The organism is Nocardia carnea NBRC 14403 (genome assembly GCF_000308515.1).
GTDB lineage: Bacteria > Actinomycetota > Actinomycetes > Mycobacteriales > Mycobacteriaceae > Nocardia > Nocardia carnea.
The window spans coordinates 1-14,874 of sequence record NZ_BAFV01000118.1 but is presented as its reverse complement, the minus strand read 5'-3'; the positions used below and the strand labels follow the sequence as shown (position 1 = coordinate 14,874).

Annotated in this window: 14 protein-coding genes and 1 pseudogene; 9 read left to right on the top strand and 6 right to left on the bottom strand. The window is 67.8% G+C overall.

Annotation, left to right across the window (positions count from 1 at the left end):
- Window positions 1–26: 26 nt before the first annotated feature.
- Entirely contained in the window at window positions 27–944 is a 918-nt protein-coding gene (aztC, locus tag ON22_RS29450) for a zinc ABC transporter substrate-binding protein AztC (RefSeq protein WP_033245636.1), read from the bottom strand.
- Entirely contained in the window at window positions 941–3,340 is a 2,400-nt protein-coding gene (gene aztB / locus ON22_RS37665) for a zinc ABC transporter permease AztB (protein WP_086007830.1), read from the bottom strand. Before aztB ends, aztC begins: the two co-directional genes overlap by 4 nt.
- A gap of 59 nt (window positions 3,341–3,399) precedes the next feature.
- Here aztB and aztA point away from each other — a divergent pair, with 59 nt between their 5' ends.
- The 6 genes from aztA (at window position 3,400) to ON22_RS29410 (ending at window position 9,161) form a co-directional block, all read left to right on the top strand.
- Window positions 3,400–4,071: a zinc ABC transporter ATP-binding protein AztA gene (aztA, locus tag ON22_RS29435; RefSeq protein ID WP_033245635.1), complete on the top strand. Its 672-nt coding sequence runs from the start codon at window positions 3,400–3,402 to the stop codon at window positions 4,069–4,071.
- Between the two features lie 179 nt (window positions 4,072–4,250).
- The gene (locus ON22_RS29430; RefSeq protein WP_033245634.1) at window positions 4,251–5,324 is read left to right on the top strand and encodes a class I SAM-dependent methyltransferase; all 1,074 of its coding nucleotides are present in this window, start codon (window positions 4,251–4,253) and stop codon (window positions 5,322–5,324) included.
- Between the two features lie 182 nt (window positions 5,325–5,506).
- Window positions 5,507–5,803: a DUF6285 domain-containing protein gene (locus ON22_RS29425; RefSeq protein WP_033245633.1), complete on the top strand. Its 297-nt coding sequence runs from the start codon at window positions 5,507–5,509 to the stop codon at window positions 5,801–5,803.
- A gap of 52 nt (window positions 5,804–5,855) precedes the next feature.
- The gene (locus tag ON22_RS29420) at window positions 5,856–6,857 is read left to right on the top strand and encodes a phosphotransferase family protein (RefSeq protein ID WP_033245632.1); all 1,002 of its coding nucleotides are present in this window, start codon (window positions 5,856–5,858) and stop codon (window positions 6,855–6,857) included.
- Window positions 6,858–6,865: 8 nt separating this feature from the next.
- Entirely contained in the window at window positions 6,866–8,149 is a 1,284-nt protein-coding gene (locus ON22_RS29415) for an acyl-CoA dehydrogenase family protein (protein ID WP_033245631.1), read from the top strand.
- A 235-nt stretch (window positions 8,150–8,384) separates the two neighbouring features.
- Window positions 8,385–9,161, top strand: a complete 777-nt coding sequence (locus ON22_RS29410; RefSeq protein ID WP_033245630.1) for a crotonase/enoyl-CoA hydratase family protein — start codon at window positions 8,385–8,387, stop codon at window positions 9,159–9,161.
- Between the two features lie 247 nt (window positions 9,162–9,408).
- Here the strand turns inward: ON22_RS29410 and ON22_RS29405 are convergent, their stop codons facing one another.
- Window positions 9,409–10,002 (bottom strand): TetR/AcrR family transcriptional regulator, encoded by a 594-nt coding sequence (locus ON22_RS29405; protein WP_231508677.1) that lies wholly within the window; start codon window positions 10,000–10,002, stop codon window positions 9,409–9,411.
- A gap of 52 nt (window positions 10,003–10,054) precedes the next feature.
- Between ON22_RS29405 and ON22_RS29400 the strand changes: the two genes are divergently transcribed.
- Window positions 10,055–10,906: an alpha/beta fold hydrolase gene (locus ON22_RS29400; RefSeq protein ID WP_033245629.1), complete on the top strand. Its 852-nt coding sequence runs from the start codon at window positions 10,055–10,057 to the stop codon at window positions 10,904–10,906.
- A gap of 43 nt (window positions 10,907–10,949) precedes the next feature.
- Here the strand turns inward: ON22_RS29400 and ON22_RS29395 are convergent, their stop codons facing one another.
- The 3 genes from ON22_RS29395 to sigJ form a co-directional block, all read right to left on the bottom strand.
- Window positions 10,950–11,885: an LLM class flavin-dependent oxidoreductase gene (locus ON22_RS29395; protein WP_033245831.1), complete on the bottom strand. Its 936-nt coding sequence runs from the start codon at window positions 11,883–11,885 to the stop codon at window positions 10,950–10,952.
- Between the two features lie 195 nt (window positions 11,886–12,080).
- Window positions 12,081–12,548, bottom strand: coding sequence for a YybH family protein (locus ON22_RS29390; protein WP_051158265.1), 468 nt, complete (start codon window positions 12,546–12,548; stop codon window positions 12,081–12,083).
- A 224-nt stretch (window positions 12,549–12,772) separates the two neighbouring features.
- Window positions 12,773–13,717, bottom strand: coding sequence for an RNA polymerase sigma factor SigJ (gene sigJ, locus ON22_RS29385; RefSeq protein WP_051158253.1), 945 nt, complete (start codon window positions 13,715–13,717; stop codon window positions 12,773–12,775).
- 304 nt (window positions 13,718–14,021) lie between these two features.
- Here sigJ and ON22_RS36990 point away from each other — a divergent pair, with 304 nt between their 5' ends.
- Together ON22_RS36990 and ON22_RS29375 are read left to right on the top strand one after the other, a co-directional pair.
- Window positions 14,022–14,435 carry a YybH family protein gene (locus ON22_RS36990; RefSeq protein WP_051158252.1) on the top strand — a complete coding sequence of 138 codons (414 nt, stop codon included), beginning with the start codon at window positions 14,022–14,024 and terminating at the stop codon, window positions 14,433–14,435.
- 163 nt (window positions 14,436–14,598) lie between these two features.
- Window positions 14,599–14,874 (top strand): annotated as a pseudogene (locus ON22_RS29375) (hypothetical protein); the annotation flags it as partial.

Below are 14,874 nucleotides of genomic sequence, written 5' to 3'. Positions count from 1 at the left end.
GGCGATCCACCGCGGGTCTTGCGGGGTCAGGCGGGGGCGAGGCCCGTCACCATCGCGGTGGTGTTGGCGCGCATCATCTCCAGGTAGGTCGCGGCGCCCGCGCCGGGCTCGGTCAGGGATTCGGAATACAAACCGACGATCCGCACCTGGACACCGGCCTGTTCGGCCAGTGCTTGCGCCAGCCGGTCGGGACGGGCGGAATCCACGAATATCGCGGGCACCCCGGTGGTGCGGATGGCGCCGGCCAGGTCGGCGAGATCGGCGGCGCTGGGTGAGGCCAGGGTGGTGCCGCCGGGGATCACCGCACCCACCACCTCCATATCGAAACGCTCTGCGAGGTAGCCGAAAACATGATGGTTCGTGACGAGTTTGCGGCGTTCGGGTGCCACGGTGGCGAAACGTTCGGTCATCCACCGCTGTAGCGCGTCGAGTTCGGTGAGGTAGCGGTCGGCGTTCGCGCGCACGGCGTCGGCATCGATATCGGGGACCGAGGCGATCACCTCGTCACGGATCGTCTCGACCGCCCGATGCACCCGCTGCGGGTCGGTCCAGAAATGCGGGTCGGGTGTGCCCGCGGAGTCGCCGGCCCGGTAGGGGAGCGGGTCGATCCGGTCGCCCACCGACAGTTTCGGCACTCCGCCCTCGGCGGCGGCCGTCACATGCCGGGCCAGGCCTTCTTCCAGGCCCAGACCGTTCTCGACGACGAGATCGGCGCGGTCGAGTACCGCGGCGTCCTGCGCGGAGAGCGCGAAGGAATGGGGATCCGATCCCGGCGGCATCAGTACAGTGACAGGCGCCGTATCACCGACCACGGCGCGGGTGATATCGCCGAGGATATCGGTGGTCACCACGACCCCGCCGCCGCCGGTATCGGTGATACCGCAGCCGCTCAGCGCGAGTACGCCGGCGACGAGCGCGGCGCAGATACGGGTGATCGTGCTCATCGGCCGGTCTCCACCATCAGGTCGGGGTCGATATCGAAGGAGAAGGTGCGCGCCACCCGCAGATCGTCGGCGTAGTCGATTTCGTGGACCTCGCGACGGGCTGGATCGTTGAGGTAGGCGCGTTCGGAATCGACGAGCAGCACCGGCGCCGCGGCCGGATCCACGGGCGTGGAAAGCACACGGTGGTGGGCGGTTTCGGCGCCGGTGGCCGGATCGTAGGCGTGCAGTACGCCGTCGGGGGTGAGAGCGAGAATCGCGGTCCCCGCGCCCGCCGTGGTCGCGGCGGTCACCGGCCCGGTCTCGATCGGCCGCCAGGTACGCCGGGCGATATCGAGTACCAGAACCCGCGACTCCCGGACCGCCACCAGCACATCACTGCCCGGCCGGTGGTGGAACTCGGCGACGCTGCCGGTCGTCCCGGCGGGATACGGCAGCTTTTCGGCCGCGAACCGATCGTCGCGCTCGGTCACCAGCAATGCTCCGTCACCGCAGGAGAAAACCGCGCCGCGCCGGGTCACCGTGGTGCCGCCCGGATCCGGGCAGTGCGGTGTCAACGTCTCGACGGGCTCGTTCTCGCGGGTGCGGACCTCGATCTGCGCCGAGCCCGGGGACGCGACGAGCAGGTGGCCACCGTAGGGAACCGCTACCCCCTTCACCACCGGTCCGGTGCGCAGCTCCCCCTCATCGAGAGCTGCGCGGTCGGCCGGCACGCTGGATCCGGTATCGAGCACCGCGGCGGATACCACGGGATCGCTGTGCGCGGACCGGACGGATCCGTCGACGACGCCCACCGGGCGCGGCTGCGCGCGGTAGTAGTGCACATGATCACCGTGGTCGACGACCCAGCTACCGCTGTCCACCACGGTGGTCGCGTCGCCCGCGGCGAGATAGGCGTAACGACCGTCGCCCGCGATACCGGTGACGCCCGGAACCGGCTCCAGGTCCGCGATCTCCTCGGTCACCACATCGAGCAGCCGGACCGCCCCCGTGTCCCGGTCGGCCAGCACCAGGCGCGGCTGCGCGCTCGCACTCTCCTCGGCACCCTCCACATACCCGTGGGGCACCGGTTCGGCCGGCTCCTCGGTACCGCAGGCAGCGACCGGCATCACCAGCAGCCCGGACAACGCCACCCGCACAAGGGTTTTTCTACCCAGCGGTCGTGTGGTGCGGCGGAACCGCCGTTTCTTGCTCCGACGGGAACCGTCGAGCGCGGAGTTGTCAGGGCGGTGGTCGATCGGGCTGCCGGGCCCGGTGCGGGATCCCGGTGAACCGGGACCGTCGATCGCGGTGGCCACGGAATCACGGCGTCCCGGCGTATGGTCCGCCGCGGGGGCCGGGGCGACAGCGTCCACACCGGGCCCATCCGAGTAGTGCAGATAGTCGGTCGCGGAGTACCCGGCGGTGTTCGGGCCGGCGGAGCCTCTGCCTGCCGGCTCCAGTACCTCGGTACCCGCGCTGACCCCGGTCGGCTCGGATACACCCGTTCCCGCACTGTCCGAAGCGAGACCTCCGCCGTTGTTCGCCGGTTCGAGCCCGCCTTCACCGCCTTCACCGGGATCGCCGGATCCGGTGCGTGTCCGCAGCGCGCTGCGAACTCGCGCTACCAGGGCGGAGAGGAAGAAGATCATGACCGCTGTCAACGCGATGGTCGCCCCGGCCGCGGTGCCCGCATGCCAGGAGACCAGAAGCCCCACCACCGTGGACAGCGCGCCGATACCGGCCGCCAGCATCATGATTCGCGGGATGCGGTGCGTGAAGTAGGTCGCCGCGGCCGGGGGCGCAACGAGTAGGCCCAGGACCAGCAGGGTGCCGACGATATGGAACGACGCCGCGATCGCCAGTGTGAGCAACGCCAGCATGGCGACTTGCGCGGCGTGCGGCCGCAGCCCGAGCGTGTGGGCAGTTCGCGGGTCGAAGCTCAGGGCGACGAAGGCGCGATGCCCCGTCACGGTGATCACCAGTGCGACCAGCAGTGCCGCGAACAGGAAGAGCAGATCACCCGGCCGCGTGGCGAGGACATCGCCGAACAGGAATCCGGTCAGGTCGACCGCGAACGATTGCGACCGTGATATCAGGATCACCGCGGTGGCCAGCATTGCCACGAACAGCAGCCCGATCCCGGTATCGGTGGACAGCCGCCGGTTGCGGCTGAGCACCGATACGCCCGCCGCCATGGCCGACGCGCTCACCAGCGCACCGAGTAACAGATTTCCGCCGAGTAGCGCGGCCACCGCCACCCCGGGCAGCATGCCGTGCGCCAAGGCTTCGCCGAGAAAAGCCATGCCGCGCACCACAACCCATGTTCCCGCGAGGGCGCACAGGCAGGAGACCAGCAGTCCGCCCCAGAGAGCCCGTTGAACGAATGAAACCTCGAACGGGGCGATCAGCCATTCCATGATCGAACACTGTAAACTGATAACGATTGTCATTACAAGTTGGTTGCGGGAGTCACAGTATGCGTACGGCGGATATCGAAATCACCGGCCTGTCGGCGGGATACCGGGACAACCCGGTACTGCACGACGTCACGGCGACCTTGCCCGGTGGCCGGGTGACCGCGCTGATGGGTCCCAACGGTTCCGGAAAATCCACCTTGCTCGCGGTGCTCGCCGGCGTCCTCGGTGCTACGTCCGGATCGGTCGTCCGCCCCGGTGGGCGCCGCCCGGCCCTCGTGGTGCAGCAGCAGGTCGTACCGGCGACTCTGCCGATCACCGTCGGCGAAACGGTCGCCATGGGGCGCTGGGCGTATCGCGGCCTCTGGCGTCGCCTCACCCGCACCGACCAGGCCGTGATCGCGGATTGCCTGGACCGGCTGGATATCGCCGCTCTGGCGCATCGCCGGCTCGACACCCTGTCGGGCGGCCAGCGTCAACGCGTGCTGCTGGCCCGCGCCCTGGCCCAGCAGTCGGACCTCTTGCTCCTGGACGAACCGAGCACGGGGCTGGACGCCGCCGCTCAGGAAGCCATTGCCGCCGCTGTCCGAGAAGTCGCCGCGGACGGGGTCACGGTGGTCCATGCCACCCACGACCGTGCGGACGCCCGGCACGCCGACTATTGCGTGCAGCTGCGACGGGGCCGCGTGGAGGCCCTGGGGGCACCCGAGGCCGTCCTGGCTGTGTCCGCTTGATCTCTTATGTCGGTCTGTAACGGGCGCTACGCACCGCGGCTGCTGTTGTGACGATCCTGCAATCGGTGATCGTCGGATCGTGACGTTCGGTGGGGTAACTACGCCCGTCCCGCGGGCGGATAGTGGACTCACTGTATCCGCGCACTGTGTCCCCGATCCGACCTCGAGAGGTGTGGACAATGGCAACACCGGCAGTCGACGAAACCGAGATCGAGAAGTTCGCCGAGAAAGCGATCGGCGACCTGGCGGGACTGTTCACAGTGGTGTTGTGCCATGTGGGTGACCGGCTCGGCCTGTTCACCGAATTGTCCGAGGGCGGGCCCGCCTCCGCGGCGGAACTGGCTCGACGACGGAGTATCGACGGGCGATACGCGGCCGAATGGCTGCGCGGCCTGACCGCCGCCGGTTACCTGCGGTACGACGAGGCGTCGGGCCGGTACGAACTATCGCCCGAACACGCCATGGTGCTGGCGGTGGAGGGCGGTCCGGCCTTCTTGGGCGGTGAGTACCAGATGGTCGGGGGTCTGCTGGAGCCGATTGCCGACCTGGGCCGGGTGTTCCGCGAGGGGGGCGGGGTCCGCCAGGGCGCCTACGGCCCGGACTTCTGGGAGGGGATGGAGCGGTTCACCGCCGGATGGTTCGAGAATTTCCTGCTGCAGGAATGGATTCCCGGGATGCCGGAGGTTGCCGAACGGCTGGCGGCCGGCTGCGACTACGCCGACGTCGGGTGTGGTTCCGGCCGGGCCTTGATCAAAGTGGCCGAGGCATACCCCAATTCACGCTTCGTGGGCTACGACCTGTTCGAGCCGCAGGTGCAACGAGCGCGCGCCGCTGTCGCCGCCGCGGGACTATCCGGCCGTATCCGGGTCGAATGCGCCGACGCCGTCGACGGTTTGCCGGATCGGTTCGATGTGATTTCGACCTTCGACGTCATCCACGATGCCGTCGATCCGCTCGGGCTCCTGCGGGGAGTCCGGCGGGCGCTGCATCCGGACGGTATCTACATCTGCCTGGACATCAACTGTGCCGACCGCCACGAGGACAACGAAGGACCGCTGGCCACGGTGTTCTACGGTCTCAGCGTTGCCTACTGTATGACGACATCGCTGTCCGCCGGCGGCGCCGGACTCGGCACCTGCGGGCTGCCGGAGGCAAAGGTGCAGGAACTGTGCACGCAGGCCGGATTCGCCTCGGTTCGCCGCGTGCCGCTGGAGAACCCCTTCAACAACCTCTACGAGGTTCGGCAGTCCTGAGGAGATGCGGTTGCGCCACCTGCCTCCGGCGGCGTCTCCGGCCGATCCCTGGTGCGACGGTGAGATGATCATTTACAGTTTGTCTCACTCGGCGCTCGGACGACAAGGAGGTCGGCGATGGATTCCACCTGGCCGGCCGCGGAACTGTCCGCCGGCGCCGGAATCCGTCGAGGGGAGCATCAGTGCAGAACAGGCCCACGGCAGCGGAGCTGCTGGAATCACTCGCCGAACTGCTGGAGCAGACCCTGCTGCCGGCGCTGCCCGCCGATTTGCAGCATCGTGCGCGGGTCGGGGCGAATCTGGCCCGCATCCTCGGCCGCGAGGCCGAACTCGGTCCCGCGGCGGCCGCCCGGGAGAAGGAACTGCTCGAGGCCGTTCCGGCCGGTGACGAGGAAGCGCTCTGGCAGGCCCTGGCCGAGGTGGTGCGGGCCGATCTCGCCATCGCCAAACCGGGATACGACAGCTGGGAGGGGGAGTGATCGTGGCAGTCGTGAAGCGTGATCAATCGGGGCCTCGTGGAGTGGAGGCAGGATGAGTACCGACCCCGCCCGTGGCCTTGCCGATTTCCTCACCGGAGAACTCGGTGACCGGGTCACCATCTCCGAGTTCCAGTTCCTCTCCGCCGGCGCGCGGCGCCGCAATATCGCCTTCACCGCCACCGCCGGTGACAACTCCCGCCGCTTGGTCGCGACAGTGGTACCGCCGGCCGTCGAACTCATGCCTGTCGAAGCGGAAGCCGGTGTCCGGGAGCTGGCGCGCGCACACGGGGTTCCCGTCCCGGAAGTCGTCGCGACCTGCACCGACACCTCCTACGTCGGTGAACCCTTCCTGATCTCCGAACATATCGACGGCGAAACGGTCCCGCGCCGGGTGCTGCGAACCGTTGCCGCCGCGGGCAACGCGGAGCGCACGGCACGGCAGTGGGGCGGAGCCATGGCCCGGCTGCACAGCATCGACCCGGCGCAGGCCCCGCAATCCGTTCCGGCGGCGGGCGCCGACCCCGCCGCCGCACATCTCGCCGAAGTGGCGGCGGTAGTGGGCGAACTCCTGGCCGACCGGCCCGTTTTCTCACTCGCCCTGCGCTGGCTGGAGAAGCGGCTGCCCGGCCCGCCGCCGCATCCCGCACTAGTGCACACCGATATGCGCAACGGCAACCTGATCGTGGGTGCGGACGGGTTGCGGGCCGTCCTCGACTGGGAGGGCACACAACGGTTCGGTGACCCCATGCGCGATGTGGCCTGGCCTGCGCTGCGTATGTGGCGGTTCCGGGAGGACGCAAAGGAATTCGGTGGTTTCGCCGACCGCGAGACCTTCGTACGCGGCTACGAGGAGGCGGGCGGCACCTTCGATCCGGACCGCTTCCGCTGGTGGAAGGTGATGGGCACCCTGTACTGGGGCGCCGGCCTGGCCCAGCAGGCGGCCGCCCATCTGGACGGCACCGTCCGCGATATCGTCATGGCCGCCAGCGGGCGCCGTGTCTCGGAGATCGAATGGGATCTGCTCATGCAGATCCGCCCCGCCGCGAAAGCTTAGGAGTCACCGTGGATTTCGAACTGCCCGCCGACCTACGCGCCTATCTGACCGAACTCGACGAGTTCATCGAACGTGAGATCGAACCCCTCGAACAGACCGGCGACAATATCCGGTTCTTCGACCACCGCCGCGAGGACGCCCGCACCGATTGGGACCGCGGTGGCCTGCCGAGTGCCGAATGGGAGGAACTGCTCGCCGAATCCCGGCGCCGCGCCGACGCCGCCGGCCATTACCGCTACGCCTTCCCGAACGAGTTCGGCGGCCGCGACGGCACCAATCTCGGCATGGCCGTGATCCGCGAGCACCTCGCACACCGCGGACTGGGCCTGCACTGCGATCTGCAGAACGAACACGCCATCGTCGCCAACAATGTCGGGCTGCTGCTGATGCTCGAATACGGTTCACCGGCGCAGAAAGAGCAGTGGGTGGACGGTCTGGCGGCCGGTACCCGGTTCTTCGCCTTCGGTATCACCGAACCCGAACACGGTTCCGACGCCACCCATATGGAGACCACCGCCGTCCGCGACGGTGACGACTGGGTGATCAACGGGACGAAGACCTGGAACACCGGCGTCCATATCGCCGACGCCGACCTCATCTTCGCCCGCACCTCCGGCAAGGCCGGCGACGGCCGGGGGATCACCGCATTCCTGGTACCCACCGACGCGCCGGGGTTCGAGGTCGAGGAATACCTGTGGACCTTCAATATGCCCACCGACCACGCCCGGATCTCGCTCACCGGCGTCCGGGTGCCGGATTCGGCGATCTTCGGGCAGGAGGGCCGCGGGCTGGCCGTGGTCCAGCATTTCTTCAACGAGAACCGCATCCGGCAGGCCGCATCCAGTCTCGGCGCCGCACAGTACTGCGTCGACCGGGCCGTGGCGTACGCCAAGGAGCGCAAACCGTTCGGTAAACCGCTGTCGTCGAATCAGGCCATCCAGTTCCAGCTGGTCGAACTGCACACCCAATGCGAGATGCTGCGCGCCCTGGTGCACAAAACCGCCTGGTCGATGGATAAGTACGGCACATTCGCCGTGTCCGAGCAGGTATCGATGTGCAACTACTGGGCCAACCGCCTCTGCTGTGAGGCCGCCGACCGGGCCATGCAGGTACACGGAGGTCTCGGCTACTCCCGCTACACCCCGTTCGAGCACATCTACCGCCACCACCGCCGCTACCGGATCACGGAGGGCGCCGAGGAGATCCAGATGCGCCGGGTAGCGGGATACCTGTTCGGATTCATGGACCGTGCGGCAGTGAAGGGTGTCGGCGGCGCGTCGGGACAGGGGTAATCGACGGCGACCACGGCCGCGCGACGGCCACGCCCTTGCGTCGGGCCGATCCGGTCTTCTCCGGCGGGCGCCGTCTGTGGCGACGGAAGGTGGGGTGTGCCGGTGTCCCGCCCGGTCGCTGCGGCGGCAGTCGGATCGGGCCCGGTTCCGGGTGGAGGTTCCGCATCCGAAACAGGTCTGGTAGGAAGCGAAACGAAACGACGTGCGAACCGACATTCGGTAGCGAGGAGCACTCATGGCCGGTCCAGCAGTACGTGTCGAACGCGACGGCCCGGTATTCACCGTGATCCTGTCGCGCCCCGAGGCCCGCAATGCGGTGGACGGCCCCACCGGCGCGGCATTGTTCGAGGCGTTCAGCGAGTTCGACACCGACGAGTCGGCGTCGGTGGCCGTGCTCTGGGGCGAAGGGGGAACCTTCTGCGCGGGAGCCGATCTCAAATCGGTGGGTACCGAGCGAGGTAACCGGCTGGCCGCCGACGGTCCCGGGCCGATGGGACCGAGCCGGATGCGGCTCGGTAAACCCGTGATAGCCGCGGTCGCCGGGCACGCCGTGGCAGGCGGTCTGGAGCTGGCGATCTGGTGTGATCTGCGGGTCGCGGCCGAGGACGCGGTCTTGGGGGTGTTCTGCCGCCGCTGGGGCGTTCCGCTCATCGATGGCGGCACCGTGCGGCTGCCCCGGCTGATCGGTACCGGCCGGGCCATGGACCTGGTACTCAGCGGACGCCCGGTCGACGCGGCGGAAGCTTTGTCCATGGGGCTGGTGAACCGGGTGGTGCCCGCAGGCGAGGAACGCGCGGCCGCCGAGGAACTGGCCGCAGAGATCGCCCGCTTCCCACAGACCTGTACCCGCCGGGACCGGCTCTCCTTGCTCGAACAGGAAGGGATGACCGAACAGGACGCCCTGGCCAACGAATGGGAGCACGGGCTGATCTCGTTCACCGAGGCCGGCGCCGGCGCCCGGCGCTTCGCCGCCGGCGCGGGCCGCGGCGGTTCTTTCGACGACCTGGGTTGACAGGGGTGAGCCCACTGCGCCGGAGGCTCTGTCACCGCCACCATGCCGGCGGAGCCGTCCGGGTGCGGGCGTGTTACACGCGGCGTGCTCTGTCGACACGTGGCACCCGGACGTTCGCCCACGTGCAGGCGAAGGCCTCGGGGCGCGCGAATACCGTCACCGAAGGATGCCGAGAGTGGGCCGGCCGGTGGCGATGAGCCGTGCGAGTGCGCAACGACGTCGTGAGTAGGCATCCCGCCCGAGTTGCTCATCCGCCCTCGAGGAGTTCGTGGAGTCGTGCACTCATCGCCCGGCCGGCGGCGTGCAGTGGTGCGGTGGAGTGCAACGTGCGACTCAGGACGAATGCGCCCTCCAGCGCGGTGATGATGCCGAGGATGAGTTCGCGTGCGGTGTCCTCGGGCAGGCCGCGGCCGGCGAAGTACGCGGTCCCGCCCTCGATCCACGACGTGATGATCTCCGCGGCTACCGCGCGCAGTTCCGGCTCGGCATCGGCGATTTCGCCCGCGACCGTGCCCACCGGGCACATATTGATCCATCCGGTGTGCTCGATCTGTTCGGCGGCGGTGGCGAAGGCGGCAGGAAGTGCTTCCTGCAGATCGGCGTAGGGATCGAGCAGCAGCGGTATCAGCTGTCCGTAGGCCACGCCCGCGTCGCGCAGCGCCGCGGCCGCGAGCTCGGGTTTTCCGCCGGGGAAGTGGTGATAGAGCGATCCCATCGGAGCGTTCGCGGCCGCGCTGATCTGTTTGACGCTGGTCCCGCTGTAACCGCGGGTGCGCAGGAGTTCGACGGTCGCGGTCACCAGTCGCTCGCGGGTTCCGGAGGTTGACATCTTCTCGGTCACCGTTCCAGACTAGAGCAATCACTCTAGAGCGATCGCTCGGAAGGGGCCGATAATGCCGACAGTCGATATACCCGCAGGTCGGATGCACTATGTGGAACACGGCGACGGTCCGCCGGTGGTCTTACTGCACGGCCTGCTGATGAACCACACCGTCTGGGACCGGATGATCGGCCTGTTACCGCCGGGATTCCGCTATCTCCGGCCCGATCTGCCACTGGGAGCTCATTCGATCCCGCTGGAACCGGGCACCGATCTCAGCATGAAAGGCCTCAACCAGCTCGTCGCGGATTTCCTCGCCGCGCTCGACCTGCACGATGTCGTCCTCGTCCACAGTGACTGGGGTGGGGCCCTGTTCCTCACCTCCTACGGCCTCGACGAACGCGTCGGCCGGCTCGTGGTCCTCCCGTGCGAGGCATTCGACAATTTCCCGCCCGGGCTCCCCGGAAAGCTCGCCACCGTTGCCAGCCGGATCCCCGGCGGGTTCACCCTGGCGCTGCGGCAACTGCGGGTGCGGTGGTTACGGCGCACACCGCTGCTGTTCGGCTGGATGGCCCGCTACCCGATACCCGACGATCTGGTCCGCGGCTGGACCGAACCGGGCCTGCGTGACGCACGAATCCGCCGCGACCTACTCGCCTACACGCGGTCGGGTTTCCCCGCGCGCGAACTCATCGCACACACCGAAGAACTCCGCCGTTTCCGCGGTGAGGCGCTCATCTTGTGGTCTTCGGCCGGCAAGGTGATGCCCCGTGAACACGGCCGGCGGCTGGCCGAACTGATCCCGGCCTCGCGCCTGGTCGAAATCCCGGACGCCTACGTGCTGTCCATGCTGGACCAGCCCGCGGCCGTCGCCGAGGCGATGTCGGAATTCCTGCTGACCCACCGAGCGCGCAGCGCTCAGTGAGCCGCAGCGGACGCGGGGGTATGCCGGGCATCGTGCGAAACCTTCAGCCGGGCAGGTGTGGCATGACCTCCGCGGCGAACAGCTCCATGGTCGCGGCCGCTTGTTTCGCCCCGGTCATGAAGATCACCGAATCGATTCCCCGGCCCGCGCGTTCGGCCAGCCGGTCCACCAGCATGGCCGGCGTACCGACGTAGCCTTCGTCGAGAGCGAACGCTTCGGCCCCGTAATGCCGCTGCGCCCGGGCCCGGACCGCGGGGAGTTCCCGCTCGTTCTCGGCGATCGCCACTATCGCCTGGTGAGAACGGCGGATCGAGGCGGGGTCGCGATCGATACGGGCGCATTCGGCGTCCAGCAGTTCGGCCGACCGGCGGTAGTCGCGCAGGCCGTAGGTGGGCACATTCCAGACATCGGCATAGCGCGCGACCAGCGGCAACGTGTATTTCGGGCCCGTGCCCCCGATATGGATCGGCGGGCGCGGACGCTGGACCGGTCCGGGGACGTTGGCGATATCGGCGACCTGGTAGTGCTTGCCGACGAACGAGGTTCGTTCGCGGGCGAACATCGAGGTGATGATCTCGAGCGCCTCACCGAGCCGTTCGGCCCGTTCGCGCGCCGGACCCCAGGGCAATCCGGCCTGCTGGTGTTCGCCGGGAACGGAACCGCTGCCGAGCCCGAATTCGAGCCGTCCGCCGGAGATCACGTCCAGTGAGGTTGCCATCCGGCCGAGTACCACCGGATGCCGGAAGTTGTTGCACAACACCAGGGCGCCCACCCGCAACGTCGTGGTGCCGGCGAGCAGCGCGGCCGCCGTCGTCCACGCCTCCAGGGCGGGATGCTCGGGCAGCCCGGGTGACCACAGATGGTCGAAAAGCCAGAAATTGGTGAATCCGGTGCGTTCGGCCGTTTTCGCGAGATCCAGCAGGAGCTGGAAATCCGGAACCATCTGCGGTACGTAGATCCCGAAATCTGGCACGCTCACATCGCTCATTCTGCCAGCACGGGTGGCGGCCGACCAGGCTGCCTCCACCGTCCATCGGGACGTGAATGCCGAAGTCGCGCCGATCGATCTCACCGGTCGCCGTGAAACCGGCGCGTTGCCGGCCGTTGCGAGCGACGACACACGCCACCGGAACGTGAGGTGGTGAAGCGAGTTCCGGAGAGCCCCCGGGGCACCTCAGGGCTCCAGATCTACCGCACCGCGCCCGCTCGCCACGTCGAGCGGCACCGAGACCTGGTCGTGCGCGATCAACCATGTGCCGTCGATCTTCTGCATGCCATAGGTGACCCGCACCCACATACCGTTCGTCGCACTCCCGCTCTTCAGCTTGCCGCTGAGACGGGCGAAGGCATACCCGAACGCTACGTCGTCCCCGACGGTTACGGCCAGGTCGCGAACCTCGTAGGTCACCTGTTCGAAGGCTTGGAACACCCGCGCCCAGTTCTCTAGCTTCGCGGCTGTCCCGACGTGCTGGAGTGGCGGTTCGATATCGAAGGACACGATGTCTGTCGTGTACACCTCCTGTACGGCCGCGAGATCACCGGCCTGGAGTCCTTCGATCAGCTTGCCGATCTGTCGGCGGATCGCGGCTTCGTCCGCCGCGATGCGAACATTGCGTGCGTGAGAGTCGTTCGATGTTTTCATCATCGGTTCCTTCGGCGTCGTTGGTGCGCATGTCGGTGACGGGCAGGCGCATCGCCTCGATGCCCGTACGACTTCCGACGACACAGCCCCGCGGAATGTCAGGCCGCGCATCTGGTGATCGTGGGCGCCTTACACAATGCGCGGCTACTTCGTCGAGATCAGCAAGACATGATCTCGACCGGCCACTACCAGGCGGTCGAAGTGGCCCCCGGTCTCGCCGGGCGTCATCTCTGCGGGTGCCGGTCCGCCGTCCAAGAGCGGAGTTTCTCGGGGTTACGCATGGCCCAGATCCGGGTGATCCCGTCGCCGGTGAAGTCGAAGGCGAACACCGTGACGGCGACCCCGTCATGCTGAACGACCAAGCCGGGCCGGCCGTTGACCGTCCGCTCGACGATATCCAGGCTTGCGGGTGCCGGCGACGCGAGCGTGATGTAATACCGCGCGATCTGCTCGGCGCCTTCGAGAGGGCCGGGCGCGGCGCCGACGATTCCGCCGCTGTCGGCCACCGCTATCGCGTCCGGATCGAGGAGACCGATCATGGCTTCGATGTCCTTGGCGGCCCATGCTCGCTTGAAATCGCGGACGATATCGGCCGACCGGCCGCCGGCCTGAGCCTCGGGGTTTCGTGCTGCGCGGATTCGCCGGCGGGCCGAGGATGCCAGCTGCCGGCACGCTGCCGGGGTGCGACCGACGATTTCGGCGATATCGGCGAACGAGTACCCGAAAACATCGTGCAGGGTGAACGCGACGCGCTCGGCCGGGGTCATCGTGTCGAGCACAACGAGGAAGGCCATGCTCACCGATTCGTCGAGGGTGACGCGGTCGGCCGGGTTATCGCTGCGGCCGGTGATCCACTCCGCGGATTCCGGTACCGGTTCCGGTAGCCACTCACCCACGTAGTGTTCGCGCCGTGCCCGTGCCGAGCCGAGCAGGTCGAAGCAGATGCGGCTGGTGACCGTCTGCAGCCATGCGCCGGGGGAGCGGATGGCCGTCCGCTGTTGCTCGGACATGACATACCAGCGGGTGAAGGCCTCCTGGACCACGTCCTCGGCATCGGCCAGCGAGCCGAGCAGCCGGTAGGCGAGACCGATCAGCTGCCTCCGCTCACTCAACAGTACGTCCAGATTCGGGTCCGGTCGCTCGTCTCGTGGCTGAAATGAGGTGGGCATGGTCGGCGGCTCCTCAGCTCGTTACGGCTCTCACCTGTTCGACGTTGTGGAGCGCGTGAATGTGACGTCCCCCGGCGCCTGACATTCCGGCGAACAGTTTCGTCGACAGTTACTGACGAAGCCGGGAAGCACAGCGAGGTCGGGTCCGCTGCCGGCCGGGCGGCGACTACCGGCCGGACCGGATCGTCGTGAGGATTTCGAATACACCGAATCCGGCCGTATCCGGGCGGTGTGCCGGCTGATGTCGTCCTCGTCAACGGCGCACCGGGCTCGTTCACGAGCTTCGGTAAGAAACGGAGAAACTATGAGGGACCTGCATGCGATCGCCGATCGCGTCGAAATCGAAGCGTTGCGCGCCGAATTCAGCGATGCGGCGATGATGGGTGACACCGACCGGATAGCTTCGCTGTACACCGAGGATGGGGTGTATCGAATCCCTGCAGTGAACATCGAGCAATCCGGCCGCGAAGCGATACGTGCCGGCACCGAACAGCGCTACCGACGCACCCCGCAGGGGTGGAAATTCACCGAACGGGTTATGAGGTCCGGTATTTCGATACCACACCGCTTGCCGGCTCCCCGGAGGTCATCTGGAAAACGACTACCCTGCGGGCTGGAAAAGTTCGCACGAGTCGTCGTAAACCTCCGGCCGCCGCAGTGGTCCACGCGTCCGCCGGCCACCGCGGCCCGGCCGCTGTCGACCGAGGAAAATCAGTGATGACACAGAGAAAATCCGGGATGATCGACACGGCGACAGCGTCGGCGATTGTCGCACCCACCAGCGTGGGTGCGCTGAGCATGAGACGGGTAACGGCGACGGCGTTGGAGATCGCCCCCACCTCGACGCAACTACAAGTCGTAGTAGAGGCTAGACTTCCGTTATGACGTCGGATGCGAATCGCGTATTGCGTGGTGCATCCGTCAGCGCGCTGTCGGCGATCGTCACGGCTGCGGCGCACGGCGCCGGGGGTGGGGTGCTTCCGTCCGAAGCGGGCGCGTTACTGCTCATCGTCGTATGCACGGCCATCGGCTGTGCCGCGGCATCGATGCGCGGAATATCGCGAACCCGCTTGATGGGGGCGCTTGCGGTCGCGCAGGCGCTCGGCCATCTCGCCCTGTCGGTGATGGATGTACACCCGCACAGCGCGACGGCCGAT

Bases quoted from the DNA above. Each gene is read 5' to 3' on its own strand.
- aztC (WP_033245636.1), bottom strand. From the start codon at position 944: ATGAGCACGATCACCCGTATCTGCGCCGCGCTCGTCGCCGGCGTACTC.
- aztB (WP_086007830.1), bottom strand. From the start codon at position 3,340: ATGGAATGGCTGATCGCCCCGTTCGAGGTTTCATTCGTTCAACGGGCT.
- aztA (WP_033245635.1), top strand. From the start codon at position 3,400: ATGCGTACGGCGGATATCGAAATCACCGGCCTGTCGGCGGGATACCGG.
- ON22_RS29430 (WP_033245634.1), top strand. From the start codon at position 4,251: ATGGCAACACCGGCAGTCGACGAAACCGAGATCGAGAAGTTCGCCGAG.
- ON22_RS29420 (WP_033245632.1), top strand. From the start codon at position 5,856: ATGAGTACCGACCCCGCCCGTGGCCTTGCCGATTTCCTCACCGGAGAA.
- ON22_RS29410 (WP_033245630.1), top strand. From the start codon at position 8,385: ATGGCCGGTCCAGCAGTACGTGTCGAACGCGACGGCCCGGTATTCACC.
- ON22_RS29400 (WP_033245629.1), top strand. From the start codon at position 10,055: ATGCCGACAGTCGATATACCCGCAGGTCGGATGCACTATGTGGAACAC.
- ON22_RS29390 (WP_051158265.1), bottom strand. From the start codon at position 12,548: ATGAAAACATCGAACGACTCTCACGCACGCAATGTTCGCATCGCGGCG.
- sigJ (WP_051158253.1), bottom strand. From the start codon at position 13,717: ATGCCCACCTCATTTCAGCCACGAGACGAGCGACCGGACCCGAATCTG.
- ON22_RS36990 (WP_051158252.1), top strand. From the start codon at position 14,022: ATGAGGGACCTGCATGCGATCGCCGATCGCGTCGAAATCGAAGCGTTG.